The sequence below is a fragment of the Citrobacter sp. C348 genome (genome assembly GCF_047467975.1).
Taxonomy (GTDB): Bacteria; Pseudomonadota; Gammaproteobacteria; order Enterobacterales; family Enterobacteriaceae; genus Citrobacter; species Citrobacter gillenii.
The window spans coordinates 34,748-60,431 of record NZ_JASJUJ010000004.1 but is presented as its reverse complement, the minus strand read 5'-3'; the positions used below and the strand labels follow the sequence as shown (position 1 = coordinate 60,431).

23 protein-coding genes are annotated in these 25,684 nt (G+C 53.3%); 13 read left to right on the top strand and 10 right to left on the bottom strand.

Features of this window, described 5'->3' with window-relative positions:
• Positions 1–255: 255 nt before the first annotated feature.
• Positions 256–2,589 (bottom strand): Tex family protein, encoded by a 2,334-nt coding sequence (locus QNN86_RS09320; protein WP_414210991.1) that lies wholly within the window; start codon positions 2,587–2,589, stop codon positions 256–258.
• Between the two features lie 97 nt (positions 2,590–2,686).
• Positions 2,687–3,160, bottom strand: coding sequence for a transcription elongation factor GreB (gene greB, locus QNN86_RS09315; RefSeq protein WP_181618416.1), 474 nt, complete (start codon positions 3,158–3,160; stop codon positions 2,687–2,689).
• A gap of 226 nt (positions 3,161–3,386) precedes the next feature.
• Between greB and ompR the strand changes: the two genes are divergently transcribed.
• Both ompR and envZ read left to right on the top strand, forming a co-directional pair.
• The gene (ompR, locus tag QNN86_RS09310) at positions 3,387–4,106 is read left to right on the top strand and encodes a two-component system response regulator OmpR (protein ID WP_001157751.1); all 720 of its coding nucleotides are present in this window, start codon (positions 3,387–3,389) and stop codon (positions 4,104–4,106) included.
• Positions 4,103–5,455: a two-component system sensor histidine kinase EnvZ gene (envZ, locus tag QNN86_RS09305; protein ID WP_096759268.1), complete on the top strand. Its 1,353-nt coding sequence runs from the start codon at positions 4,103–4,105 to the stop codon at positions 5,453–5,455. Before ompR ends, envZ begins: the two co-directional genes overlap by 4 nt.
• Before the next feature lie 55 nt (positions 5,456–5,510).
• Here envZ and nadS read toward each other — a convergent pair whose 3' ends face one another.
• From nadS to pckA, 3 genes are all read right to left on the bottom strand, one after another.
• Complete coding sequence (gene nadS, locus QNN86_RS09300) at positions 5,511–5,807, bottom strand: NadS family protein (RefSeq protein WP_003837894.1); 297 nt, start codon at positions 5,805–5,807, stop codon at positions 5,511–5,513.
• Positions 5,808–5,859: 52 nt separating this feature from the next.
• Positions 5,860–6,177, bottom strand: a complete 318-nt coding sequence (locus QNN86_RS09295) for a type II toxin-antitoxin system RelE/ParE family toxin (protein ID WP_117342464.1) — start codon at positions 6,175–6,177, stop codon at positions 5,860–5,862.
• A gap of 123 nt (positions 6,178–6,300) precedes the next feature.
• On the bottom strand, positions 6,301–7,923 hold the full coding sequence (gene pckA, locus QNN86_RS09290) for a phosphoenolpyruvate carboxykinase (ATP) (protein WP_182270802.1): 1,623 nt from the start codon (positions 7,921–7,923) through the stop codon (positions 6,301–6,303).
• A gap of 378 nt (positions 7,924–8,301) precedes the next feature.
• Between pckA and QNN86_RS09285 the strand changes: the two genes are divergently transcribed.
• The gene (locus QNN86_RS09285) at positions 8,302–10,020 is read left to right on the top strand and encodes a DUF4153 domain-containing protein (protein ID WP_182270803.1); all 1,719 of its coding nucleotides are present in this window, start codon (positions 8,302–8,304) and stop codon (positions 10,018–10,020) included.
• Positions 10,021–10,070: 50 nt separating this feature from the next.
• On the opposite strand, the gene hslO is transcribed toward QNN86_RS09285, so the two are convergent.
• The 4 genes from hslO to igaA all read right to left on the bottom strand — a co-directional run bounded on the left by hslO (position 10,071) and on the right by igaA (position 14,251).
• On the bottom strand, positions 10,071–10,949 hold the full coding sequence (hslO, locus tag QNN86_RS09280) for an Hsp33 family molecular chaperone HslO (protein WP_414210990.1): 879 nt from the start codon (positions 10,947–10,949) through the stop codon (positions 10,071–10,073).
• A 24-nt stretch (positions 10,950–10,973) separates the two neighbouring features.
• Positions 10,974–11,375: a ribosome-associated heat shock protein Hsp15 gene (gene hslR, locus QNN86_RS09275; protein WP_146718096.1), complete on the bottom strand. Its 402-nt coding sequence runs from the start codon at positions 11,373–11,375 to the stop codon at positions 10,974–10,976.
• Between the two features lie 10 nt (positions 11,376–11,385).
• Complete coding sequence (yrfG, locus tag QNN86_RS09270) at positions 11,386–12,054, bottom strand: GMP/IMP nucleotidase (RefSeq protein ID WP_181618420.1); 669 nt, start codon at positions 12,052–12,054, stop codon at positions 11,386–11,388.
• A 61-nt stretch (positions 12,055–12,115) separates the two neighbouring features.
• A complete protein-coding gene (gene igaA, locus QNN86_RS09265; protein WP_414210989.1) occupies positions 12,116–14,251 on the bottom strand; it encodes an intracellular growth attenuator protein IgaA in 2,136 nt (711 codons plus the stop codon).
• A 323-nt stretch (positions 14,252–14,574) separates the two neighbouring features.
• Here igaA and nudE point away from each other — a divergent pair, with 323 nt between their 5' ends.
• Complete coding sequence (gene nudE, locus QNN86_RS09260) at positions 14,575–15,135, top strand: ADP compounds hydrolase NudE (protein WP_182270804.1); 561 nt, start codon at positions 14,575–14,577, stop codon at positions 15,133–15,135.
• 112 nt (positions 15,136–15,247) lie between these two features.
• Here nudE and mrcA read toward each other — a convergent pair whose 3' ends face one another.
• On the bottom strand, positions 15,248–17,800 hold the full coding sequence (mrcA, locus tag QNN86_RS09255; RefSeq protein ID WP_279277576.1) for a peptidoglycan glycosyltransferase/peptidoglycan DD-transpeptidase MrcA: 2,553 nt from the start codon (positions 17,798–17,800) through the stop codon (positions 15,248–15,250).
• Between the two features lie 120 nt (positions 17,801–17,920).
• Here mrcA and QNN86_RS09250 point away from each other — a divergent pair, with 120 nt between their 5' ends.
• From QNN86_RS09250 to dam, 9 genes are all read left to right on the top strand, one after another.
• Positions 17,921–18,700, top strand: coding sequence for a DNA utilization protein HofM (locus QNN86_RS09250; protein ID WP_414210988.1), 780 nt, complete (start codon positions 17,921–17,923; stop codon positions 18,698–18,700).
• Entirely contained in the window at positions 18,700–19,239 is a 540-nt protein-coding gene (locus QNN86_RS09245; RefSeq protein WP_279277578.1) for a PilN domain-containing protein, read from the top strand. Before QNN86_RS09250 ends, QNN86_RS09245 begins: the two co-directional genes overlap by 1 nt.
• Positions 19,223–19,693, top strand: a complete 471-nt coding sequence (locus QNN86_RS09240) for a hypothetical protein (RefSeq protein ID WP_181618424.1) — start codon at positions 19,223–19,225, stop codon at positions 19,691–19,693. Before QNN86_RS09245 ends, QNN86_RS09240 begins: the two co-directional genes overlap by 17 nt.
• Positions 19,683–20,099 (top strand): HofP DNA utilization family protein, encoded by a 417-nt coding sequence (locus tag QNN86_RS09235; RefSeq protein WP_182270808.1) that lies wholly within the window; start codon positions 19,683–19,685, stop codon positions 20,097–20,099. Before QNN86_RS09240 ends, QNN86_RS09235 begins: the two co-directional genes overlap by 11 nt.
• Positions 20,011–21,249 carry a DNA uptake porin HofQ gene (gene hofQ / locus QNN86_RS09230; protein WP_181618426.1) on the top strand — a complete coding sequence of 413 codons (1,239 nt, stop codon included), beginning with the start codon at positions 20,011–20,013 and terminating at the stop codon, positions 21,247–21,249. The genes QNN86_RS09235 and hofQ overlap by 89 nt, the downstream gene beginning before the upstream one ends.
• 403 nt (positions 21,250–21,652) lie before the next feature.
• Positions 21,653–22,174, top strand: coding sequence for a shikimate kinase AroK (gene aroK, locus QNN86_RS09225; protein WP_003023552.1), 522 nt, complete (start codon positions 21,653–21,655; stop codon positions 22,172–22,174).
• 55 nt (positions 22,175–22,229) lie between these two features.
• The gene (aroB, locus tag QNN86_RS09220) at positions 22,230–23,312 is read left to right on the top strand and encodes a 3-dehydroquinate synthase (RefSeq protein WP_181618427.1); all 1,083 of its coding nucleotides are present in this window, start codon (positions 22,230–22,232) and stop codon (positions 23,310–23,312) included.
• A 102-nt stretch (positions 23,313–23,414) separates the two neighbouring features.
• Complete coding sequence (damX, locus tag QNN86_RS09215; RefSeq protein WP_414210986.1) at positions 23,415–24,728, top strand: cell division protein DamX; 1,314 nt, start codon at positions 23,415–23,417, stop codon at positions 24,726–24,728.
• A 117-nt stretch (positions 24,729–24,845) separates the two neighbouring features.
• A complete protein-coding gene (dam, locus tag QNN86_RS09210; RefSeq protein ID WP_414210985.1) occupies positions 24,846–25,682 on the top strand; it encodes an adenine-specific DNA-methyltransferase in 837 nt (278 codons plus the stop codon).
• The last annotated feature ends 2 nt before the right edge of the window (positions 25,683–25,684 follow it).

The window sequence follows — 25,684 nt, the reverse complement described above, 5'->3', positions numbered from 1 at the left end:
GAATGGTTTCTATCATCAATAGAATAAATGTGACGGGATGTTGGATTGAAGAATAATTTGAGTCAATTTTGATATGGCTCAATATTTATTCCGGTCTGACACGAATGATTCGAGGGAGAAATTATTGGATTTTCTTAATGTTTAATTAAGGTGTCAGCTGTTAATAAAGTGATAAATATATGGTGATGGAAAGCGGTAAATAGAGTAAATATGCCGGACAAGGTGTTTACACCTCCATCCGGCACACGATCTACACTAGCGTTTTTTACCCATTGCTGCCGCTAATGCATCCATCATCGCACTGTTACCGGCTGACTGCGTCTCACGACCACGTGGCTTCGCGGCTTTCGGGGCCGGTCGATTCCCCTGCGTGCGCTCGTTGTTGCCGCCGCCGCGACGGGCATTGGTTTCACCCGGCTGTTCGTCCAGACGCATGGTCAGGGCGATACGCTTACGCGGTAGATCAACCTCCAGCACTTTCACCTTCACAATGTCGCCGGCTTTCACCACGGTGTGCGGGTCTTCAACGAATTTGTTCGATAACGAGGAGATATGCACCAGACCGTCCTGATGAACGCCGATATCGACAAATGCGCCAAAGTTGGTGACGTTGGTGACTGCGCCTTCCAGAATCATGCCTGGCAGCAGATCGTTCATGGTTTCTACGCCGTCAGTAAACTGTGCAGTTTTGAACTCAGGACGCGGGTCACGGCCCGGTTTTTCCAGCTCTTTAATGATGTCGGTGACGGTCGGCACCCCGAAGCGCTCGTCGGTAAAGTCGGCCGCTTTCAGGTTGCGCAATTCGGTGCTGTTGCCCATCAGGTCGCGCAGCGACTGCTCGGTGGCGGCCAGAATACGTTCCACTATCGGATAGGCTTCCGGGTGAACGGTTGAGGCATCCAGCGGGTTATCGCCGTGGTTAATGCGCAGGAATCCCGCACACTGCTCAAAGGCTTTGGGTCCCAGACGGCTGACTTTTAACAGTTGCTGACGGTTCTGGAACTGACCGTTCTCATCGCGCCAGGCGACAATGTTCTGCGCCATCATGCGGGTTAAACCAGCCACGCGAGTCAGCAGCGGAACGGAGGCGGTATTCAGATCAACGCCGACGGCGTTTACACAGTCCTCGACCACCGCATCCAGTTTACGGGCAAGCTGAGTCTGGCTAACGTCGTGCTGGTACTGGCCGACACCGATCGATTTCGGGTCGATTTTCACCAGCTCGGCCAGCGGATCCTGCAGACGGCGGGCAATAGACACCGCACCGCGCAGGGACACGTCGAGATCCGGGAACTCCAGCGCCGCCAGTTCAGAAGCAGAGTACACCGAGGCCCCTGCTTCGCTGACGATCACTTTTTGCGCGGTCACTTTCGGGAACTGTTTCTGCACGTCGAGGAAGAAGCGTTCGGTCTCACGCGATGCGGTACCGTTGCCAATCGCCACCAGCTCAACGTTGTATTTTTCGCACAGCGCGGCCACCGCAACGGCGGCTTTGGCTGCCTGTCCGGTATGCGGATAAATGGTGTCGGTCGCCACCAGCTTGCCGGTCCCGTCAACAACCGCGACCTTCACGCCGGTACGCAGACCCGGATCGAGACCCATAGTGGCACGCAACCCGGCCGGAGCGGCCATCAGCAGGTCGTGCAGGTTGCGGGCAAAGACGTTAATGGCCTCATCTTCCGCACGTTCGCGCACGGTACCCATCAGTTCGGTTTCGAGGTGCATCAGCACTTTGATGCGCCATGTCCAGCTGACAACGCCTTTACGCCAGCTGTCCGCCGGCGCGTTGTTCAGGCGCAGACCCAGATGATCGCGGATAATCTGCTCGCCGTGGCTCTCTTTTGGCGGCTCATCGAACTGCGGGTCAGCATTCAGAGAAAGCTGCAGCACGCCTTCGTTACGCCCGCGGAACATCGCCAGGGCTCGGTGAGAAGGAACGGTGGAAATAGGTTCGTGGTGATCGAAGTAGTCGCGGAATTTGGCGCCGTCCTCTTCTTTCCCGCTCACTACGATGGAAACCAGATGGGCGTTCTTCCACAGGTAATCACGTACTTTTGCCAGCAGCGCGGCGTCTTCGGCAAAACGCTCCATCAGAATGTAGCGCGCGCCGTCGAGAGCCGCTTTGGTATCCGCCACACCGTTTTCGGCATTGAGGTATTTGGCTGCTTCGGTTTCTGGGTCGTGAGAGGGATCGTTCCACAGCAGGTCGGCCAGCGGCTCAAGACCCGCTTCAATGGCGATTTGCCCACGGGTGCGGCGTTTAGGTTTGTACGGCAGGTAGAGGTCTTCGAGTTCGGTCTTACTTAACGTGCCGTTGATCGCTTTCGCCAGATCGTCGGTCAGTTTGCCTTGCTCGCCGATAGATTTGAGGATCGCCTGACGGCGGTCTTCCAGTTCCCGCAGATATCCCAGACGGGTCTCCAGATTACGCAGCTGCGTGTCATCCAGACCGCCGGTGATTTCCTTACGATAACGTGCGATAAACGGCACGGTGTTCCCTTCATCAAGCAGGCGAACGGCAGCTTCTACCTGTTCAGCACGAGCCTGAATTTCACCTGCGATAATGCGGCAGAAAGAATCATTCATCATGGATAGCTTCGTCTTTAGGATAAAAAATCAGGGGATAGTTATACGGATTGACTGGCAAAAATGCCAGCCATCAGCAGGGGCTTCGGATTGTTCCGTCTTATTTAACGTACTTAATCTCGTTCACGTACCAGCTCGCTTCGCCACCAGGGGTGTTCACTACCGCGAGATCGCCGACCTCTTTTTTGAGAAGAGCGCGCGCCATCGGTGAGTCGATAGAGATGTAATCCTTACGGCCAAAGATTTCATCGTAGCCGACAATGCGAAATTTGCGGATGTCGCCATCATCATTTTCTATTTCGACCCATGCGCCAAAGAACACTTTGCCTTCCTGCTGCGGGGAGTAATCAACAATTTTTAGATTCTCCATGCACTTGGTCAAATAACGGACGCGTCTGTCGATCTCGCGCAGGCGCTTTTTATTATACTGGTAGTCAGCGTTTTCGCTGCGGTCACCCAGACTGGCGGCCCAGGTTACTTTCTTGGTGACTTCCGGGCGCTCTTCACGCCAGAGGTAATTCAGCTCTTGTTTGAGTTTTTCATACCCTTCACGGGTTATCAGGGGCGTTTTCATCTTATTGTTTTACCTTGATTCTGTGATGATGCGCACAATTGGTATTACGTGAGCATATCAACAGAATAAATAATGTATTACGAGAAACATTGTATACTTAAGCTGCTGTTTAATATGCTTTGTAACAATTTAGCCTGGAATTCATACCAGAATTTGCTGGTTACTCAGGTGAGCTTTCTTAAGAATACACACTTACAATTGTTGCGAACCTTTGGGAGTAATAACAATGCAAGAGAACTATAAGATTCTGGTGGTCGATGACGACATGCGCCTGCGCGCGCTACTGGAACGTTATCTGACCGAGCAGGGCTTCCAGGTTCGAAGCGTCGCAAACGCTGAGCAGATGGATCGTCTGCTGACCCGTGAATCCTTCCACCTTATGGTACTGGATTTGATGCTGCCAGGTGAAGATGGTCTGTCGATTTGCCGCCGCCTGCGTAGCCAGAGCAACCCAATGCCGATCATTATGGTGACGGCGAAGGGGGAAGAGGTTGACCGTATCGTTGGGCTGGAAATCGGCGCTGACGACTATATCCCGAAACCGTTTAACCCGCGTGAACTGTTGGCGCGTATTCGTGCCGTACTGCGTCGTCAGGCGAATGAACTGCCGGGCGCGCCGTCTCAGGAAGAAGCGGTTATCGCTTTTGGTAAGTTCAAACTGAACCTCGGCACCCGTGAGATGTTCCGTGAAGATGAACCTATGCCGCTGACCAGCGGTGAATTTGCCGTGCTGAAAGCGTTGGTCAGTCACCCGCGTGAGCCGTTGTCCCGCGATAAGCTGATGAACCTGGCCCGTGGTCGCGAGTACTCCGCGATGGAACGTTCTATTGACGTGCAGATTTCCCGTCTGCGTCGTATGGTGGAAGAAGATCCGGCTCATCCACGTTACATTCAGACCGTATGGGGTCTGGGCTACGTCTTTGTCCCGGACGGTTCTAAAGCATGAGGCGAATGCGCTTCTCGCCACGAAGTTCGTTTGCTCGCACGTTATTGCTCATCGTCACCTTGCTGTTCGCCAGCCTGGTGACGACTTATCTGGTGGTGCTGAACTTCGCGATCCTGCCGAGCCTCCAGCAGTTTAATAAGGTCCTGGCCTACGAAGTCCGTATGCTGATGACCGATAAACTGCAGCTGGAGGACGGCACGCAACTGGTGGTGCCTCCCGCATTCCGCCGGGAAATTTACCGTGAGCTGGGGATTTCCCTCTATTCCAACGAAGCTGCTGAAGAAGCGGGGTTGCGTTGGGCGCAGCACTATGAATTCTTAAGTCATCAGATGGCGCAGCAGCTGGGCGGCCCGACGGAAGTTCGCGTTGAGGTCAACAAAAGCTCGCCGGTCGTATGGCTGAAAACCTGGCTGTCTCCGAATATCTGGGTTCGCGTTCCTCTCACTGAAATTCATCAGGGCGATTTCTCGCCGCTGTTCCGCTATACGCTGGCGATCATGCTGCTGGCAATCGGTGGTGCGTGGCTGTTTATTCGTATCCAGAACCGGCCGCTGGTGGATCTGGAACATGCGGCGTTGCAGGTGGGTAAAGGCATTATTCCGCCGCCACTGCGCGAATATGGCGCCTCTGAGGTGCGCTCGGTGACCCGAGCCTTCAACCATATGGCGGCGGGCGTGAAGCAGCTGGCCGATGACCGAACGCTGCTGATGGCCGGGGTGAGCCACGATTTACGCACTCCGCTAACGCGTATTCGTCTGGCGACGGAAATGATGGGTGAAGAAGACGGCTACCTCGCGGAGTCCATTAATAAGGACATCGAAGAGTGTAACGCCATTATCGAACAGTTTATCGACTATCTGCGCACCGGGCAGGAGATGCCGATGGAGATGGCGGATCTGAACGCGGTGTTAGGAGAAGTCGTTGCCGCAGAAAGCGGTTATGAACGTGAGATTGATACCGCGCTGCAGCCTGGCCTCATTCAGGTGAAGATGCATCCGCTGTCGATCAAGCGCGCGGTCGCCAATATGGTGGTCAATGCTGCCCGCTATGGTAACGGCTGGATTAAGGTTAGCAGTGGCACAGAGCCACATCGCGCCTGGTTCCAGGTCGAGGATGATGGTCCGGGCATCAAACCGGAGCAGCGTAAACATCTGTTCCAGCCGTTTGTACGCGGCGACAGTGCCCGTAGTACCAGCGGTACCGGTCTGGGCCTGGCGATCGTGCAGCGCATCATCGATAACCATAACGGCATGCTGGAAATCGGCACCAGCGAACGCGGTGGGCTGTCGATTCGCGCCTGGCTTCCGGTTCCTGTCTCCCGTGTGCCGGGAACAACCAAAGACGCGTAAAAAAGGGAGGCGAAAGCCTCCCTCTGTTTATGGGGTAAACAGTAAAACCTCTGGCTTAAATTGCTTTTAATTGATTAATTATAAATGGGTTTTTTTGAATTAATAAAAGCAGTTTTCTTGGTGCTCCAGTGGGTTGGCGTCGTTTCGTTTCCCAGCTTTTAACCAGGTCATAACTCACACCAACCGCTATGGCAAAATCCTGTTGGCGTAACCCTGTTGCTTCGCGGATGGCTTTAACATCAATTTCGCTAAAAGTATGCACATGTTCAGGTTTAGGTGTTTCTTCACCTTTCTCTATACGTACCATTTCTTCTGCACTGGCCAGCAAATCGGCAAATAATTCGTCTTTCATTTTGGCCCCACCACACCGGATCGCGGTGTCCTGATGATTAAAATTCTCATAATTAAATCAGCATATCGGATAAGTGCATTAAAACTCTTTTTTGCTCTTCGGTTAAATCATCCTGTTCATTCTTAGGATAGAGCAAAGCCAGATAGATTCGACCTTTACGCGTCACGTTGTAATAGATAACCCGAATACCGCTGCGCTTACCCATACCAGAGCGACTCCAGCGAATTTTTCTGAATCCCCCCGTACCAGCGATAGTATCCCCTGCCTCAGGGTTTTCAATAAGCGCCTCTTGAAAGGCACGAAACTCATCGTCAGGTAAAAGTAACGGACGGCGTTTACTAAATCCCTGTAGCTCAATAAATGTGAACATGGCGCTTCCTGCGCATGGGGCTAATAGTACAAATTATAGGTGTACAGAGTACATTTTAAAAGAGTAAATACAATAAAAAGCCCCTTATCCTCTCGGATAAGGGGCTATATAACGAATCAAAAATTACAGCTTCGGACCGGCGCTGACTAACGCGGCACCCGCTGGGGTATCGGTATACTTCTCGAAGTTTTCGATAAACAGTTTCGCCAGCGCATTGGCTTTTTCCTGCCACTGTTCTGGTGACGCGTAGGTATTACGCGGATCGAGAATACGTGTGTCTACGCCCGGCAGTTCGGTTGGGATCGCCAGGTCAAACATCGGCAGACGGAACGTTTCTGCGTCATCCAGAGAACCGTTCAGGATGGCATCGATAATGGCGCGGGTATCTTTAATCGAGATACGTTTGCCGGTACCGTTCCAGCCGGTGTTAACCAGATAGGCCTGTGCGCCAGCAGCCTGCATGCGTTTCACCAGCACTTCTGCGTACTGCGTCGGGTGCAGTGACAGGAAGGCCGCACCGAAACAGGCAGAGAACGTTGGGGTCGGTTCAGTCACACCGCGCTCGGTTCCGGCCAGTTTGGCGGTGAAGCCAGACAGGAAGTGGTACTGGGTTTGATCTGCGGTCAGACGGGATACCGGTGGCAGAACGCCAAACGCATCGGCGGTCAGGAAGATAACCTTGGTGGCATGGCCCGCTTTTGACACTGGTTTAACGATATTATCAATGTGATAAATCGGGTAGGAAACGCGGGTATTCTCGGTTTTAGAACCGTCATCGAAGTCGATAGAACCATCTTCACGTACGGTGACGTTTTCCAGCAGCGCATCGCGGCGAATCGCATTGTAGATTTCTGGCTCTGCATCTTTAGACAGCTTGATGGTCTTCGCGTAGCAGCCGCCTTCGAAGTTGAACACGCCGTCGTCGTCCCAGCCGTGCTCATCATCGCCAATCAGGCGACGTTTCGGGTCGGTAGACAGCGTGGTTTTACCGGTACCGGACAGGCCAAAGAACACCGCTACATCACCTTTTTCACCGACGTTTGCCGAGCAGTGCATGGAGGCAATACCCTTCAGCGGCAGCAGGTAATTCATCACGGAGAACATGCCTTTTTTCATCTCTCCGCCGTACCAGGTCCCGCCAATTAACTGAATACGTTCAGTCAGGTTGAAAGCCACGAAGTTCTCAGAGTTGAGCCCCTGTTCTTTCCACTGCGGGTTGGTACATTTCGCACCGTTCATCACGATAAAATCTGGTTTAAAATTAACCAGTTCTTCATCGCTTGGGCGGATGAACATGTTTTTAACGAAATGCGCCTGCCAGGCGACTTCGGTAATAAAGCGCACGGAAAGACGGGTATCGGCGTTCGCACCGCAGAATGCATCAACGATAAACAGGCGTTTGCCTGAGAGTTGCTGGGTGACTAATCCTTTCAGGTGCTGCCAGGTTTCCTGGGAAAGCGGCTTGTTGTCGTTCTTACCTTTACCCTTGTCGGACCACCAGAGCGTATCTCGCGTGGTGTCGTCACGGACAATGTACTTATCCTTTGGCGAACGCCCGGTAAAGATACCGGTATCAACAGCAACGGCGCCCAGATTAGTTAGCACTCCGCGCTCGTAGCCTTCCAGATTCGGATCAAGTTCTTCCTGGTACAGCAGGTCATAGCTGGGATTGTAAACGATATCCTGAACGTCATTGATACCATAAGCCTTGAGATCTTGCGGGGTTAAACTGTTGTTCACACGCATTTCACTGCTCCTTAGCCAATATGTATTACCTGGAATAGTAAGGTTTTTTAGGGATTGCTAACCGCGACAAGGCTCATAGATTTACGCATCCGGCAAAATCACAGATAACTGAATACGCTGCGACTCCTGTCACAAAGAGGCGGATATTATGGCAGGAAACCCTTTTTTGTTGTGGAAAATGTTCTTAAAACGTTAATGGAGAGTATATTTGGCGGGAATCTTGTGAGTGTAATCGCATTCATGTAGGAAAATAACGTAACTCAAACATATGAAATATCGATTCACGTCGCGTTGTGAGGGGCTGAAAGACACCGGTAAGTGCCAATAATTGTGATGTTGATGCGATAATGATCTTTTCCCTTCATTCTGGATTACGACATGGACAGTGTTGAGCTTTCACGTACGACCCGCTGGGGCATGATGTTTATTGGCCTGCTGCAAGGCGTAGTGTGTTACCTGCTGATGACTTACCTCATCCCCCATAACAGTAGCTGGCTGTTCTATGGAATGCCTGTAACGATAGCGCTGACGTCGGCGATTCTGCTTTCTGTGGTCTCGTTTAAACAGCGCGCGCTGTGGTGCTGGATGGCGGTGATCTGCTGCGTCGTACTGGCGATGAGCATCTGGTTGAAGGGGCACGTTGAAGGAGGGAACCGGTGGAATGAGGATGAGATTTTCTTTGTTTACGGTTGGCGCCTCTTTCTCATGGCTATGCTGGCGTTACCCTGGATCCAGTACCAACTCCATGCGCGTACCGACCAGGCGCGCTATCCGCAGTTTTACAGCCAGATATGGCTGAATGTTCTGACATTGCTGATCGTCTTCGTCGCCAACGGCCTGTTCTGGATGGTCCTCCTGCTGTGGAGCGAGATGTTTAAGCTGGTCGGTATTCCCTTTTTTAACACGCTATTCTTTGAGACCGACTGGTTTGGTTATGTAACGTTTGGCCTTATTACCGCGCTGGCGGTGATTCTGGCACGTACGCAGTCACGCCTGGTGACGGCGGTACAAAAGCTTCTGACGTTGATCGCCACGGGTCTGCTGCCTCTGGTCGCGTTGTTAGCGCTGATGTTTATGCTGACATTACCCTTTACCGGTCTGGAGGCGATTTCGCAACGGGTGTCTGCGGCGGGGCTGATGTCGACGTTGGCGTTGCTGCTCCTGCTATTGATGGTCGTTGTGCGCGAGCCGCAAAAACGCGACTTACCCTATCCAGGGGCATTACGTTATCTGATTAACACCTCACTTCTCGTCGCCCCGGTTTATATGTTGATAGCCAGCTGGGCGCTCTGGGTCCGCGTCAATCAGTATGGCTGGACGCCTGAGCGTCTGCATGGTGCGCTGATCATCGCAGTGCTGCTGGTTTGGTCATTCGGCTACATGGCGAGCATTATGCGCCGTGGACACAATCCACTGGAAATTCAGAGCAAAGTCATCCTCGGTGTTTCGTTACTGTCTCTGGGACTGTTGATTCTGCTGACGTCGCCGGTCATTGACGTCTGGCGTATTAGCGTCAACAGCCATATGTCCCGTTATCATAGTGGCCAAATTTCACCGGATCAGGTCAGCCTGTACATGTTGCGTAATAGCGGAAAACCGGGGCGTGCTGCGTTGGAGGCGTTACAAAAAGATGACGCTTTCACTAAGGACAGTAAGCGCAGACGTGATTTAAACGCCATTCTACGCGGGAACCTCGATCCCATGCGGGAACTAACCACAACGCAACTGGCACCGATGGTGATGATTGCGCCGGGTAGCAAAAAACCCGATGACGCATTCTGGCGGTTTGTAAAACAGCAAAGCTACCGCATTAACTCCTGTGTTGAGCAGGATGCATGCGTGCTAGTGAATCAGGATCTTAACGCAGATGGTCAGCCGGAGCAGGTGCTCTATGCTTTTGGCGAGGGAGAAAGTCTGATCTTTGGCATGAAGGAAAAGCAATGGTCTTTGCTCGGCGCAGCCCAGTTACCTGAAGGATTCACGAAAGCGATGCTTTTGCAGGCGGTGGAAAATCACAGGCTGACTACAGCCCCCAGAATCTGGCGGGATATCACCCTTGATGGGGAACGGTTAGAGATTAACTACTACGCTGAGTAAAAGCTGGAATAAGTAGCCCGGCAGAATGGACTGTCTGCCGGGCTATGAACTTAATGTACTTGTGGGTCAGCAGGGGATGCGTTGTTGCGGATCTCAGCAATATCCATCGCGTTAAACAGATAGTGGCTCGCGCAGTAATCGCAATTCATATCGATCTCGCCTTCTTCAGCCAGAATGCTGTCCACTTCTTCGTCCGGCAGGGTTCTTAGCGCATCTGCACAACGCTCACGTGAACAGGTGCATTTGAACACCACGTCCTGCGGATCGTACAGAGTCACCTCTTCTTCGTGATACAAACGCCACAGCACATCATTCGCTGGCAGCGTCAGCAGCTCTTCGGTTTTGATGGTTTCCGTCAGCGTGGCGAGGTGGGTAAAATCATCGGCCTGCGCGTCTTGTGCTGGCATCACCTGCAACAGCATACCGCCTGCTGCTGGCTTGCCATCGACGTCGCCAGTGCGGATAAACAGACGCGTTGGCAGCTGTTCTGAACGCAGGAAGTAATCTTCCAGACAGGCGGCCAGCGTGTCACCTTCCAGACCCACCACGCCCTGATAGCGTTCACCTTCTTCCGGTGTAATGGTGATCACCAGATAGCCGTTACCGACCAGCGTTTTCAGATCTGCATCTTCAGGGATATCGCCCTGAATGCGCGCGACACCGCGCATCTGCTGCTTGTTGTTACCGTTAATCACCGCCAGGCTCAGCGGGCCATCGCCCTGGAGCTGTACGGTGATATCACCGGCAAACTTTAGCGTAGCGGTCAGCAGGCTGGTGGCGACCAGCAGCTCGGCCAGTACGGTTTTAACCGGCTGTGGGTAAGTATGGTTTTCGAGGATCTGTTGCAGGGTTTGTGAAACGGTTACCAGCTCGCCGCGCACGGCAAAGTTTTCAAACAGATAACGATGTAATTGGTCATGTTGCGGCATAATCATCTCTCTTGCGGGTGACAGTCATTCACTGTCGCCGTGTTTAAATCGTAACAGGTCGCGGCGCTCTTTTTTGTCCGGTCGCCTGTCCGGGTGCGGCATGGTCAACGCGTTAAGTTTACGTGCCAGCGCTATTTTTTCGCGCTTTTCCACGCTTTGCGCGGTTTCTTCGTACAGCGTAACGGCTTCCGTTGCCGGGCGACGCTGTTCGGTAATGGCCTTCACAATCACCGTCCGCTCGTCATTTCCCTGGCGCAAGGTGAGGGTGGCATTCAGCTCGACAATCTTGCTCGGCTTACTGCGCTGCCCGTTGTAATGCACCTTACCGCCTTCAACCATTTCGCGAGCTATCGCACGCGTTTTATAAAAACGCGCAGCCCACAGCCATTTATCCAGCCTGACGTCAACAGGGGGCTTCTCTTTCATGGCATCTCCTTCACATCAGTGAGGGGATCAGTCGGCGGTAGTCATTCAGTGACGGATGGCGTGCATACTGTTTTTCCGCAATACCTGAATCGGGATTGGTCACGCCGAGGCAGTAACGAATGCCGAATTGAGCAGCGGCGTCGAGAATGGCTTCACTGTCGTCAATAAACAGCGTTTTCTCAGCACGCATTCCCGTTTCTTCAGCTACAGCGTGCCATAACCGCTGATCCTCTTTGGGATAACCAAATGTATGGGTGGAAAGTAATAAATCAAGGTGTGAGGCCAGACCGGTATGCTCCAGCTTCACCGCCAGGTTATGTGGATGCGCGTTGGTTAGCAAAATACGGCGCTTGCCGCAGGCCTTTAAGGCATCAAGAAAGGGGACAGTATCTTCGCGCAGCACGGCGCGTGGCCCTTGGGCTGTCGTCATGGCACAAATATCCAGACCCAGGCGTTCGCTCCAGTAATCCAGGCAGTACCAGTTTAGCGTATGTTGCACGGCGTGATATTGCTGGCGAATATAGTTCTGGGCTTCCTCGGGAGAGATCCCCTGCTGCGCGCCATACGTTTCCGGCACCAGTTTTTGCCAGAAATAGTTATCGAACGCCAGATCGAGCAGTGTGCCGTCCATATCCAGCAACACGGTGTCGACGTTCTGCCAGGCGATATCAATATGCATTAGGAACTCTCAAAGGAAAACAGATGCGCGACAGGGTAGCATATCCTGTCGCGCGGGCGTGTTATCGAATGAGGCTTTCCGGATCGTCAATCAGCGTGGGATTCAGGCAACTTTCGTAGTATCCCTGAATTTCTGCGATGCGTGAGCGGTGGCGCTGGTAGCGTCTGAACGCCTGAATGCCGTTATAGAGCGCACAACCCAGCATGGAAAACATCAGCAAGGTGGTGCCGAGATAACGCCATAGCCCTGAACGATCCGGGATCCGGTGCAGGCCGATGTGCTGGGTTCCGTTGGCGTCGGTCGTGATATTGGTGACGATCCCTTCCGCGCGGAACGGCGTTTGCATGAGCATCTGCGCCAGACGCTGGAAGGCGTTCCACTGTTCCTGAGGCGGATAGTCATACAACGATGTGGCAGGCCAGGGCTGATCGACCAGATCGCTGCCTTCGTCACTGATAATCAGGAAGCCGCCAGGCGCAGGGCTGTTCAGTGCCTGAGCGGCGCGGGCGGTCTCACGTGCAATAAACGGCGCGGTGGAGGTATTGACCAGTTTATCCAGCGACTCGGCGCTGACCGGGCGCAGCAACACGTTTACACCATCCAGCTTACCTGCGTTGGCCCGCTTCACCAGCGCGGTCCAGTCTTTACTGTTACCCAGATTGACCAGCGCATTTTTCAGGCGCACACATTCATCTTCGGCGGCGCACAGGTCGGCAGTCTTCAGGACAATCTCACCAAAGTCATCCAGTAATACCATACCGGATTTCTGAATGGCCGATCGTAACGATGCGCTGACACGGGAATCATCATCGGGTTTGGGGTGTAGTTGGCGGCTGACGGCCTGCGTGAGTGCCGTCGCTTTATTCACCAAATCGGACTCGGGCAGCGGCAGCGCGCGTGCATCATTCCAGATAATCTGTGAGCAATCGAAAGGTAGAAAAGGCGTGGTGGGCTGTGCGTTCCAGCTTCCGGATGTGTGAATGTTGCACATTCCCGTACCGCTCAGATGCAGGGTATCGCCGACGCGAACCCCGGCGTTTTCGAGCTGCTTAACGCTGGTGGCCTCGATAGTTTGCGCGCCTTTCATCCAGGACAGCGTGAATTTTATCGGCATATCCAGCGGGATCCAGAACAGCAGCATCAGCAGGACCAGCAACGATCCCCCTGCGATAACCGCGCTGCGTAGCCAGTGCTGCAAGGGGAAGTTTTTTACCTCGTCATGCAGGGATAAAAAACGCCCCTGGCGGACAACGTGGCGATCGAGATAAATATCGATATCCGTTTGTTGCCCGAGATCTTGCGCAATGTAGGGCTGCCAGTGAGGCGGATAAATCAGATCGATAATACCCAGTGAGATATTATTGATTTGCTCCTGGTCGTTTTCACCAAACAGTCCCCAGCGGCGTGGCGTTCCGCGCAGGCAGTGGATCTCCCGCAGGGCGGTTTTAGACGGCGGGGCGAACAGTCCCCACAGTCCCGCTGCCAACAACAATACCGCACCACCGGCCAGCCACGGTACAAAGCCATCCGGCACGATTAAGCAAAAGAAGAACAGCAGGAAAGATGCGGTAATCAGCAACGCCTCGCGGAGTCCTGCCGGGCGGCTCAGCGCATACTCTTCATGGGTTTCCTGGCGAATATTTAGCAGCTCAATTTGCTCGCTTTCTTCACCACGAATAGAGGCCTGCGTCGATGCAGTATGCTGTAGCGCATAGCCACGCGCTTCCTGCATGTACTCTTGCAGCGTATGACCGTTTAACGAGATCACCAGCGGTAGCGTATTTGTGTGGATCAGCTCAACGCTATTTTCGTCATTGATGTATTGTTCCCAAAAGGGAGGCAAATGCACTTCGACGGAATCCAGATAATAACGCCACTTATTGGGATCGTCCGTGGTGATACCGTAGCGCGTAATCGAATGGGTCAGCACGATGACGCTATTACTTTGGGCATTCAGTGTGAGCGATACAGGGGCGGTACTGGCGCCTGTTGGGCCAGGTATCTGCTGATTTTGACTCAGGTTTTCCAGGTAGTTTTCGACTGCGCTGCGCTCTTCGGGCGTCAGTTTACGCTTATTGGCGTCTGAGAAAACGTTACTCCAGGGCAGTTTTTGCCGCCTGGATTTTGATCTGAGTCGCCACCCTGCAAGTAACGAGCAGGCCAGCAAAGCAGCTAAAAAAATCAGAATGGTGCTCATGCTTTCCCCATCTTACTTAGTCTGTCAGGCGTGGTCAGTCGCACCCTGGAAAATAATCGTGATTCTGTCGTTGGCTATCGGCAAGCGTGGAGTTGAACTTGAGCATCTTTAAAGTACAGCCCAGTAAATGCGAATCATAGCAAAATCACCAAAAACGGCATATCAGCAAATTCCTGGAGTTATTTCAACCTATTGACTTTTAATTTGAAATGGGAATTAACTTTTAGTACGTTACATAAATGTAAATAAACGGCAATTCACATTGCCGAAACCGTGCGGTATATCGCACAATGACCCCAGATTTCACGGCAAAGACTCTCACGATGAGCAAATCATTACAAAAACCCACGATTCTGAAAGTGGAAACCGTCGCACAATCCCGGCTGTTTAAAGTCGAAAGTGTTGACCTTGAGTTCAGCAACGGCGTACGCCGCGTCTACGAACGTATGCGTCCGTCCACGCGCGAAGCGGTAATGATTGTGCCGATTGTTGATGACCATCTGATTCTCATCCGCGAATACGCGGTCGGGACCGAATCTTATGAGCTTGGTTTTTCCAAAGGGTTAATCGATCCCGGTGAAAGCGTGTTTGAAGCGGCGAATCGGGAGCTGAAAGAAGAGGTCGGGTTTGGGGCAAATGACCTGACGTTTTTGAAAAAACTCAGCATGGCACCGTCCTATTTCTCCAGCAAGATGAACATCGTTGTGGCTGAGGACCTGTATCCTGAATCGCTGGAAGGTGATGAACCCGAGCCGTTGCCGCAGGTGCGCTGGCCGCTGGCGCATTTGATGGACTTGTTAGAAGAGCCGGACTTTCACGAGGCGCGTAATGTGAGCGCGCTGTTTCTGGTGCGTGAATGGCTAAAAGGGCAGGGGCGACTGTAGTTTATGTTGCCGGATGTCGGCTGACGCCTTATCCGGCCTACAACATCCAGCAATATCAAATAATTGCGCCGAAAATGTAGACCGGATAAGCGAAGCGCCATCCGGCAATAGATCAGAACAGTTCGTGAGCCTCGCCATTATCGATAATGGTGGTCCCCACTTCATGTACCGCCTGCTGCGTGGGCTGAGTCCCTTCAATAAAATACTCTTCGCGACTGTTGCCGCCGCTCGCCAGTTGACCGGTGCTGCGATCGATATTGACCGTTACGATACCTGGCGGTGGCGTCAGCGGCTGCTCTGGTACGCCCTCTAACACACTCTTCATATAGGCATCCCACGCTGGCTGGGCACTCTTCGCCCCCCCTTCATAGCCGGAGATCTGATCTTTGATCGCACCCGAGGCCGTAGAGTGTCCAAGGTTACGGCGATGGTCATCAAAACCAATCCATACCGAGGTCACGACTCCTGGGCCGTAGCCGGAGAACCAGGCATCTTTCGAGCTGTTGGTAGTCCCGGTTTTACCGCCGATATCCCGACGCTGTAAATCACGACCTGCACGCCAGCCGGTACCCATCCAGCCTGGCTCACCAAAGATATTGGTGTTCAGCGCGCTTTTAATCAGGAACGCCAGCGGCGTGTTGATCACATGCGGGGCGTATTCCTGGGTCCCGCTTTGCGCGACCAGCGCCTGATTCGCCTGCTCCAGTTGCGGCATTGGCACTGCGGCATTCTGCTGTTCCTGAGAAATGGCAACGTCTTCAACGTTACTGTTTTCCAGCACGTTAGATTTCTGGGTGTCGCCATAAATCACCGGAATATCACACTCCGGACAGGCAATTTTGGGCTTCGCTTCGAAGATAACACCGCCCTGATCGGTTTCAATCTTGCTGATGAAGTACGGATCAACCAGGAAACCACCGTTGGCCATCACCGCGTAGCCGCGGGCAACCTGCAGCGGGGTGAACGAGGCGGAACCCAGCGCCAGCGACTCGGTATGAACAATATTTTGCGCCGGGAAGCCAAAACGTTGCAGATATTCTGCTGCGTAATCTACACCCATCGCGCGCATGGCGCGGACCATCACCACGTTCTTCGACTGACCCAGCCCCTGACGTAAGCGGATAGGGCCGGCATATTGCGGCGGTGAGTTTTTCGGCTGCCAGTCAGAACCTGCGCCCGCATCCCAGCGGGAAATCGGGACGTCATTCAGCATACTGGCCAGCGTCAGGCCTTTATCCATTGCCGCGGTGTAGAGGAACGGTTTGATATTCGAACCGACCTGGCGTAATGCCTGGGTGGCACGGTTAAACTTGCTCTGGTTGAAATCAAAGCCACCAACCAGCGCCATTACCGCACCGTTTTGCGGATTGATGGAGACCAGCGCGGAGTTGACGTCAGGAACCTGCGCCAGCCACCAGGCGTCACCGACCTGGCGTACCCAGATTTGCTGACCCGTCTGGACAACATCGGTTACTTTGCGCGGTGTTGGTCCCTGTTGGGTATCGGAGCGGTAAGGACGCGCCCAGCGCATGCCTTCCATACGCAGCGCCACCGATGTGCCGTCCGCCAGCGTGGCGGTCGCTTCCTGTGGATTTGCGTTGGTGATCACCGCCGGCAGCAGCGGTCCGTAGGTCGGCAGCGCTTTTAGTGAGTCGGTGATTTTCTTGGTGTCCCAGGCGCTTTCGCCCACTTTCCATAGCACGTTTGACGGGCCACGGTAGCCGTGGCGCATGTCGTAATCCATGACGTTATTACGGACCGCCTGCTGGGCCGCCTGTTGGACTTTACGCGTAATGGTGGTGGTGATGCGATACCCGTCTTCATAGGCTTTTTCACCATAACGGCTATACATTTCCTGGCGCACCATTTCAGACAGATACGGCGCAGAGAAGGCAATTTCCGGCGCGTGATAGTTGGCGTCAATAGCTTCGCTGCGTGCCTGATCGTACTGGGCCTGCGTGATGTAGTTTTCGCTCAACATACGCGACAGCACCACGTTACGTCGCGCGGTAGCCCGGTCCATTGAATAGAGCGGATTGAAGGTTGACGGTGCTTTTGGCAGACCTGCAATGACTGCCATCTCGCTTAAGCTGAGCTGGTCGACCGTCTTACCGAAATAGACTTGTGCTGCGGCACCAACGCCATAGGCGCGATACCCCAGGTAGATCTTATTCAGATAAAGCTCGAGGATCTCATCTTTACTCAGCAGTTGCTCGATGCGGATCGCGAGGAAGACCTCTTTGATCTTACGCATCAGCGTGCGTTCCGGGCTGAGGAAGAAGTTTCTCGCCAACTGTTGGGTGATGGTACTCGCCCCTTGCGACGCGTGCCCGGAGAACAGCGCAACGCTGGCCGCACGGAAGATCCCCACCGGGTCAACGCCGTGGTGCTCATAAAAGCGGCTGTCTTCGGTGGCGATAAAGGCTTTGACCATTTCCGGCGGCATCTGATCCAGCGTGACCGGAATACGACGTTTCTCGCCATATTGCGCGATCAGTTCGCCGTCAGCGCTGTAAACCTGCATCGGGATCTGCAAACGCACATCTTTTAACGTCGCGACGTCAGGTAATTGCGGCTCGATATAGCGATAGAGGCCATAGATCGAGCCTGCTCCCAGCAGGATGCAACATACTGCAAGGATTAATAAATACTTTACGAACTTCACTGGAGATTTCCCATTTAGTGGCATTTGGGCAGTTTATAAACAAACGCGCGGTAGTATAAAGGCAAGCCAGACGCATTGATATACCCGTTAAAGCAACGGGTGATAAGGAGATCATCAGCAATGGCTTTCAATATCTGGCAAATTGGTCTGCATATTCAGCAACATGAAGTGCTGGCTGTGGCCGTCGTTCGCGACGCCTCCGGTTGGTTTCTACAGCGCTGGTGGCGGTTGCCGCTGGCGAACCAGACGATTGTCGACGGGCACATTCGCGCACCTGAACAGCTCAGCAAGGTGTTATTGCCGTGGAGTCGTGAACTTCCTCGCAGACACCACATTCATCTGTCCTTTCCCGCCCACAGGACGTTACAAAAAAAGATCCCCCGCCCAGTCATGACGCTGCGTGAGCCAGAACAAACGGCATGGTTGTCTGGGTCGATGGCGCGTGAGCTGGATATGGACCCAGATGCGCTGCAATTCGATTATAGCGAAGACACCTTAAGTCCGGCCTTTAACGTGACCGCCGCGCAAAGCAAAGAGGTGTCGAGCCTCCTGACGCTGATGCAAACGCTGAAAGTACAGATAACTGCCATTACGCCGGATGCCAGCGCGTTACAGCGCTTTATACCGTACTTATTGGCGCATCAGCAGTGCCTGGCCTGGCGCGATGACGTGCAGTGGTTGTGGGCGACTCGTTATGCGTGGGGGCGTAAACCAGCGGGCGACAGTCACGCTATCGACGATCTTGCCGCAACATTATCGCTTTCCCCGGAAGAAATTGCGTTGTGCGAGTCAGGCCATTTTGACCCTTTAAGCGTGGTGTCTGTTCGTCAGCCGCCCATTCCGCCTGAAAGTCATATCTTTACTATTGCGCTTGGACTGGCAATGGGGGGAACAGACTGATGATAGCGACCATCAACCTTCTCCCCTGGCGTCAGGCACAGCGGCGCGCCTGCCTGCGGTTTTGGGCTGTTTTATTTAGCGGATCGCTGCTGTTGATCGTTGGCTGTGTACTGAGCTATTACGCTGTCGTCATCGAAGACAACCGGGCAAAAACGGTGAAGATAGCTGCTGAGAAAATGCGGGGCGAGATGCTTGTGGCCCAAAAACCGCATTTACTCCTGCGCCAGCAACAATGGCAACAGCGACAGCTGCGTAAAACGCAGCGAGATCAGACGCGAAGCTGGCAACCGATGCTCGAAGGACTGGCAAATTTACTGCCCGAGCAGGTGTGGCTGACAACCCTGACCTGGCAACATGAAGTGCTGGAACTGAGCGGAATGGCGCAGAACTTTAGCGCCCTCAACGCACTGGAAAAGCAATTACGCAAACAGTCCTTTTTTCGCTTAGGCGACCCCGGCGAAACTCAGAAGGATGCGTTGGGACGTTGGCAATTTCACTATCGTCTGACGCGGAGCGTAATGCATGAACGTACTCTGTGATCGTTGGCTGGCCTTGTCGCCGCGTTGTCGAATTGTCTGCTGGGGCGGTTGGAGTGTCGCCATGGCGCTGATGGCCATGTTGTGCCTGCTTTATCCGCTACGGCAAGAATGGAACGTACAACGGGAGGTTCTGCGGCAGCAACATGCGGCGAACCAGGCGCAATGGCGGAATCTTTACCAACTGGTTACACCGGCTGACCCCACACTTTGGGCTAATGACGAGAATACGATGCCTTTTTCCGCTCTGGATTTTCAGACTCCTGTTTCACGCCTGATTCACTGGCAGCCTTCTGCGCAGGGAGGGGAGATGACGTTGAAGCCTGCCTGGGATGCTGTTCCACCATTGTTTGTTCGGCTGGCTGAGCGGGGGATGCAGGTCAACGGTTTTTCTCTTCACCTGGAGAATGCCGAGTTGATGCTAACACTGCAACTGGAGCGCCTGAATGACGGTTAAGCGTGGACTGTTGGTGGGGATTAGCCTGCTGATACTGACCGGGATGCGTGATCCTTTCCAGCCGCCGGAGGATCGTTGCCATATCACTGAGCTATCGACGTGGCGTTATCAAGGCGCGGTAAGTCGGGGAGGGCGCCTGATTGGCCTGGTTCAGGATGGTGAACATACATGGCGGCGGATCGAACTGTATGAGGTGCTGAAGGGGGGATGGACGGTTTCTCATATCTCGGCACAAAGCATAACTATTGAGATGGGTAAAGACTGTGAGCCGTCACGCTGGCAGTGGCAACGACAAGGACAAGGAGAAGGAGAAGGGAATGAATCGATGGATAGCCGTGGTGCTGATGGTCGTCATCCCCAGCGTGCTGGCGGGAAAAGCGCCAAACGTGACGCTGGTGGTGGATGATGTTCCCGTGGTTCAGGTATTGCAGGCGATGGCTGAGCAGGAAGGAAAAAATCTGGTGATTTCGCCCGATGTTGGCGGTGTGCTGTCGTTGCACCTGACTGATGTCCCGTGGAAGCAGGCATTTCAGACGGTGGTAAAAAGCGCCGGGCTGGTGTTGCGCCAGGAGGGGAACATCCTGCATGTGCATTCGGTAGGCTGGCAGAATGAAAATGTGGCACGACTGGAGAGCGAGCAGGCGAGGCGGCAGGCCAGTCTCCCGTTGGAGCATCGCAGCATTGTTTTGCAGTACGCTGATGCCGCCGAACTGGCAAAAGCGGGTGAGAAACTGCTGAGCGCCAAAGGCAGTATGACGGTAGATAAACGCACCAATCGACTGCTGCTTCGCGATAACAAACCTGCGCTGATGGCGCTGGAAACGTGGGTGGCGCAGATGGACTTGCCGGTTGAACAGGTCGAACTGGCGGCACACATTGTGACGATTAACGAAAAAAGTCTGCGTGAGCTGGGCGTGAAATGGTCGCTGGCCGACGCCACGCAAGCGGGGACGGTGGGCAGCGTCACCACAATGACCAGCGATCTCTCCGTGTCCGCAGCGACGTCGCGTGTGGGGTTTAACATTGGTCGTATCAATGGTCGTCTACTGGAACTGGAGCTGTCTGCACTGGAGCAAAAACAGCAGCTTGATATCATCGCCAGCCCACGATTGCTGGCTTCCCACCTGCAACCTGCCAGTATTAAGCAGGGCAGCGAGATCCCTTATCAGGTCTCCAGCGGGGAAAGCGGAGCCACGTCCGTTGAGTTCAAAGAAGCCGTGCTGGGAATGGAGGTGACGCCAACCGTGCTGCAAAAAGGGCGAATTAGACTAAAGTTGCATATCAGCCAGAATGTCCCCGGGCAGGTGTTACAGCAGGCGGATGGCGAAGTACTGGCTATCGATAAGCAGGAAATTGAAACGCAGGTCGAGGTAAAAAGCGGAGAGACAATCGCGCTGGGTGGGATTTTTTCGCATAAAAATAAATCTGCGGCGGACAGTGTGCCGTTGTTAGGCGATATCCCCTGGCTTGGATATTTATTTCGCCATGACGGTAAAGAGGATGAGCGGCGCGAGTTAGTGGTTTTTATCACGCCCAGACTGGTCTCGAGCGAATAATTTATGCATGAAAAGCCATTGTTTTTGCACTGGACATGTTTCAGAAATTTGACGTGCGGGTGTATTTAGCATACAAGGAGTACCGATTTGAGCGTCGGTCGTTTTCTTTACTTGTGCACCGGTAATACGCTTTGCCTTTCTGGTGGTGTGTCATGGGTTGATTTGGCGTCATTTGGCCGTGCGATTCGTTGCCAGGCCTGATGTTTGCAGGGCAATACGCCTGCCACGACCAGAAATGCGAAAGGTTTGGTGATTTATTCAGTTGCCAAACCCGCTTGAGTATTGAGATAATTTTCAGTCTGACTCTCGCAATATCTTATGAGGTTTCAGTTCATGTCCTGCTGCGCTGAGTGTCTGCGAAGCGGGTTTACCATTAACGAATAGTCTTAGTAGTACCGAAAAAATGGCAGAGAAACGCAATATCTTTCTGGTTGGGCCTATGGGTGCCGGAAAAAGCACTATTGGGCGCCAGTTAGCTCAACAACTCAATATGGAATTTTACGATTCTGATCAAGAGATTGAGAAACGAACCGGAGCTGATGTGGGCTGGGTCTTCGATGTAGAAGGTGAAGACGGCTTCCGCGATCGCGAAGAAAAAGTCATCAACGAGTTGACGGAAAAACAGGGTATTGTGCTGGCAACTGGCGGTGGCTCTGTTAAATCACGTGAAACACGTAACCGTCTTTCCGCGCGTGGCGTCGTGGTCTATCTTGAAACGACAATTGAAAAACAACTTGCGCGAACTCAACGCGACAAGAAACGCCCACTGCTGCAGGTAGAATCACCACCTCGCGAAGTTCTGGAAGCGTTGGCTGACGAACGCAATCCTCTGTATGAAGAGATTGCTGACGTGACCATTCGCACCGATGATCAGAGCGCTAAAGTCGTGGCAAACCAGATTATTCATATGTTGGAAAGCAACTGATTCTGGCTTAATACACTCGTCTGCGGGTACAAGTAACTAAGGTGGATGTCGCGTCATGGAGAGGATTACAGTCACTCTCGGGGAACGTAGTTACCCTATCACCATCGCGGCTGGTTTGTTTAATGAGCCGGCTTCATTCTTACCGCTGAAATCGGGCGATCAGGTTATGTTGGTGACCAACGAAACCCTGGCTCCCCTTTATCTCGATAAGATTCGCGGCGTACTTGAACAGGCGGGTGTTAATGTTGATAGCGTCATCCTTCCCGACGGCGAGCAGTATAAAAGCCTGACGGTGCTGGATACGGTATTCACAGCATTACTGCAAAAACCGCACGGTCGCGATACCACGCTGGTTGCTCTTGGCGGCGGCGTGATTGGCGATCTTACCGGTTTTGCAGCCGCCAGCTATCAGCGCGGCGTACGTTTTATTCAAGTTCCGACAACGCTGTTGTCGCAGGTTGATTCCTCCGTTGGCGGCAAAACCGCCGTAAACCATCCCCTCGGCAAGAACATGATTGGTGCTTTTTACCAACCCGCTTCCGTGGTGGTGGACCTCGACTGTCTGAAAACGCTTCCTGCGCGTGAACTGGCGTCGGGTCTGGCGGAGGTTATCAAATACGGCATCATCCTTGACGGTGAATTTTTCAGCTGGCTGGAAGAAAATCTGGACGCATTACTGCATCTGGACGGTCCGGCAATGGCGTACTGTATCCGCCGTTGTTGTGAGCTGAAGGCAGAAGTTGTCGCAGCAGACGAGCGCGAAATGGGCTTACGTGCTTTACTGAATCTGGGACATACGTTTGGCCATGCAATCGAAGCTGAAATGGGTTATGGCAATTGGTTACATGGTGAAGCGGTGGCCGCAGGTATGGTAATGGCTGCTCGTACGTCAGAACGTCTGGGTCAGTTTTGCTCCGCGGACACGCAGCGCATCATTACGCTGCTGAAGCGGGCAGGCTTACCGGTTAATGGACCACGTGAGATGTCCACTCAGGCCTATTTACCGCACATGCTGCGAGATAAAAAAGTGTTGGCGGGGGAGATGCGTTTAGTGCTTCCGTTGGCAATAGGGAAGAGTGAAGTGCGCGGCGGAGTGTCGCACGAGGTGGTTCTTAACGCTATTGCTGATTGCCAGTAGGCGTAACAACAAGAAAGGTCCGGCTTGCGTTGTAAGGCGTAAGTCTTTTAGCTTCAGGTTATGTGCAACGTCGTAAGCATTAACCTTTGAGTGGGGTGTTAAATGGATGAATTCAAACCAGAAGACGAGCTGAAACCCGATCCCAGCGATCGTCGTACTGGTCGTTCTCGTCAATCGTCTGAACGCGATAATGAGCCGCAAATCAATTTTGATGATGTTGATCTGGATACTGACGATCGTCGTCCAGCGCGCGCGCGTAAAGAACGTGACGAAGAGCAAGACATTGAAGAAGACTATGAATCTGATGACGATACCGTGGATGAAGAGCGTGTAGAACGCCGTCCGCGTAAGCGTAAGAAAGCGGCCAGCAAGCCTGCCTCTCGTCAATATATGATGATGGGTGTGGGTGTTCTGGTGTTGCTGCTGTTGATCGTCGGTATCGGTTCTGCGTTGAAAGCCCCCTCATCCCCTTCTTCCAGCGATCAGACGGCGTCTGGTGAGAAGAGTATCGATCTTTCTGGCAGTAACGCGACCGATCAGGCGAGCACCACTCAGCCTGCGACGGGGGCTGAGCAGCCGGCAGGTAATGCGCAGCAGGATGTTTCTCTGCCGCCGATTTCTTCTACGCCAACTCAGGGGCAAGCCCCTGCTGCCGCTGAAGGTCAACAGCGTGTTGAAGTTCAGGGCGATCTGAATAATGCCCTGACGCAACCGCAAGGTCAGGAACAGGTGAACAACGTGGTTGTGAACTCCACGCTGCCAACCGAACCTGCTACCGTTGCGCCCGTTCGCAATGGCACTGCGCCGCGTCAGGCTGCAACAACTGAGCCTGCTGAGCGTCACGCGACTGCGCGTCCGGAACGCAAACAGGCCGTTATTGAGCCGAAGAGCAAAACGCAGACGACCGTGAAAGCAACGCCGACCGAGCCGAAACCGGTTGCTCAGGCGAAGCGTACTGAACCAACAGCGGCAGTGACTGCTCCGGCCACTACGACCAAAGCACCTGCGGCAACGACTGCGCCTAAAGCGACAGCTGAGCCTAAAGCAACCGTCAGTACCACCACACCTGCGCAGACTGCTACTCCTGCGCCAACTACGGCAACGCCTGTAGCAGGCGGAGCAAAAACGGCAGGTAATGTTGGGGCGTTAAAATCAGCTCCATCCAGTCATTACACTCTGCAGCTCAGCAGTTCTTCTAACTACGACAACCTGAACGGTTGGGCGAAGAAAGAGAATCTGAAGAACTACGTGGTGTATCAGACGACGCGTAACGGTCAACCGTGGTATGTTCTGGTGACGGGCGTATATGCGTCTAAAGACGATGCAAAACGTGCGGTGTCTACGTTGCCAGCTGACATTCAGGCGAAAAACCCGTGGGCGAAACCGCTGCATCAGGTTCAGGCCGATCTGAAGTAAGATAGGATATGTTCTGCAATGGTTTGATGTTTCGCCCAATTGCGGGACAAAGACTAAAGCGCAGGATGCTGTCGGAGCTTTCTCCACAGCCGGAGAAGGTGTAATTAGTTAGTCAGCATGAAAAAAAATCGCGCTTTTCTGAAGTGGGCAGGGGGAAAATACCCCCTGCTTGATGATATCAAACGGCATTTGCCCCAGGGCGAATGTCTTGTCGAACCCTTCGTGGGTGCCGGGTCGGTGTTCCTTAACACCGACTTTTCTCGTTATGTTCTTGCCGATATCAACAGCGACCTCATCAGTCTCTATAACATCGTGAAGTCACGTACCGATGAGTATGTGCAGGCTTCGCGCGAGCTGTTTGTCCCTGAGACCAATCAGTCTGAGGTGTACTATCAGTTCCGGACAGAATTTAACGCCAGCCAGGATCCGTTCCGACGTGCGGTATTGTTCTTATACCTCAACCGTTTTGGTTACAACGGCCTGTGTCGGTACAACCTGCGTGGCGAATTTAACGTGCCGTTTGGCCGTTATAAAAAACCCTACTTTCCGGAAGCAGAGTTGTATCATTTTGCCGAAAAAGCGCAGAATGCAGAGTTTCATTGCCTCTCCTATGAAGAGTGCATGGAGCGTGCTGATATCAACTCTGTGGTTTATTGCGACCCGCCTTATGCGCCGCTGTCGGCGACGGCGAATTTCACCGCGTATCACACCAATAGCTTTAGCCCGAAAGAGCAGGCGCATCTGGCCGAAATGGCAGAAAAGCTGGTCAGTAAGCAGATCCCGGTGTTAATTTCGAACCATGACACGCCCGATACGCGCGAGTGGTACCGAGCGGCGAAGCATTTTCAGGTCAAAGTGCGGCGCAGTATAAGCAGCAACGGCGGCACACGTAAAAAGGTGAATGAACTGCTGGCTCTGTACAAACCAGGAGTCGTAACGCCTGCGAAAAAATAATT

Bases quoted from the DNA above. Each gene is read 5' to 3' on its own strand.
- envZ (WP_096759268.1), top strand. From the start codon at position 4,103: ATGAGGCGAATGCGCTTCTCGCCACGAAGTTCGTTTGCTCGCACGTTA.
- yrfG (WP_181618420.1), bottom strand. From the start codon at position 12,054: ATGCATATTGATATCGCCTGGCAGAACGTCGACACCGTGTTGCTGGAT.
- QNN86_RS09250 (WP_414210988.1), top strand. From the start codon at position 17,921: ATGGCTTTCAATATCTGGCAAATTGGTCTGCATATTCAGCAACATGAA.
- hofQ (WP_181618426.1), top strand. From the start codon at position 20,011: ATGAATCGATGGATAGCCGTGGTGCTGATGGTCGTCATCCCCAGCGTG.
- nudE (WP_182270804.1), top strand. From the start codon at position 14,575: ATGAGCAAATCATTACAAAAACCCACGATTCTGAAAGTGGAAACCGTC.
- dam (WP_414210985.1), top strand. From the start codon at position 24,846: ATGAAAAAAAATCGCGCTTTTCTGAAGTGGGCAGGGGGAAAATACCCC.
- aroB (WP_181618427.1), top strand. From the start codon at position 22,230: ATGGAGAGGATTACAGTCACTCTCGGGGAACGTAGTTACCCTATCACC.
- damX (WP_414210986.1), top strand. From the start codon at position 23,415: ATGGATGAATTCAAACCAGAAGACGAGCTGAAACCCGATCCCAGCGAT.
- hslO (WP_414210990.1), bottom strand. From the start codon at position 10,949: ATGCCGCAACATGACCAATTACATCGTTATCTGTTTGAAAACTTTGCC.
- hslR (WP_146718096.1), bottom strand. From the start codon at position 11,375: ATGAAAGAGAAGCCCCCTGTTGACGTCAGGCTGGATAAATGGCTGTGG.
- QNN86_RS09320 (WP_414210991.1), bottom strand. From the start codon at position 2,589: ATGATGAATGATTCTTTCTGCCGCATTATCGCAGGTGAAATTCAGGCT.
- QNN86_RS09245 (WP_279277578.1), top strand. From the start codon at position 18,700: ATGATAGCGACCATCAACCTTCTCCCCTGGCGTCAGGCACAGCGGCGC.
- ompR (WP_001157751.1), top strand. From the start codon at position 3,387: ATGCAAGAGAACTATAAGATTCTGGTGGTCGATGACGACATGCGCCTG.
- greB (WP_181618416.1), bottom strand. From the start codon at position 3,160: ATGAAAACGCCCCTGATAACCCGTGAAGGGTATGAAAAACTCAAACAA.
- QNN86_RS09240 (WP_181618424.1), top strand. From the start codon at position 19,223: ATGAACGTACTCTGTGATCGTTGGCTGGCCTTGTCGCCGCGTTGTCGA.
- igaA (WP_414210989.1), bottom strand. From the start codon at position 14,251: ATGAGCACCATTCTGATTTTTTTAGCTGCTTTGCTGGCCTGCTCGTTA.
- QNN86_RS09295 (WP_117342464.1), bottom strand. From the start codon at position 6,177: ATGTTCACATTTATTGAGCTACAGGGATTTAGTAAACGCCGTCCGTTA.
- nadS (WP_003837894.1), bottom strand. From the start codon at position 5,807: ATGAAAGACGAATTATTTGCCGATTTGCTGGCCAGTGCAGAAGAAATG.
- QNN86_RS09235 (WP_182270808.1), top strand. From the start codon at position 19,683: ATGACGGTTAAGCGTGGACTGTTGGTGGGGATTAGCCTGCTGATACTG.
- QNN86_RS09285 (WP_182270803.1), top strand. From the start codon at position 8,302: ATGGACAGTGTTGAGCTTTCACGTACGACCCGCTGGGGCATGATGTTT.
- pckA (WP_182270802.1), bottom strand. From the start codon at position 7,923: ATGCGTGTGAACAACAGTTTAACCCCGCAAGATCTCAAGGCTTATGGT.
- aroK (WP_003023552.1), top strand. From the start codon at position 21,653: ATGGCAGAGAAACGCAATATCTTTCTGGTTGGGCCTATGGGTGCCGGA.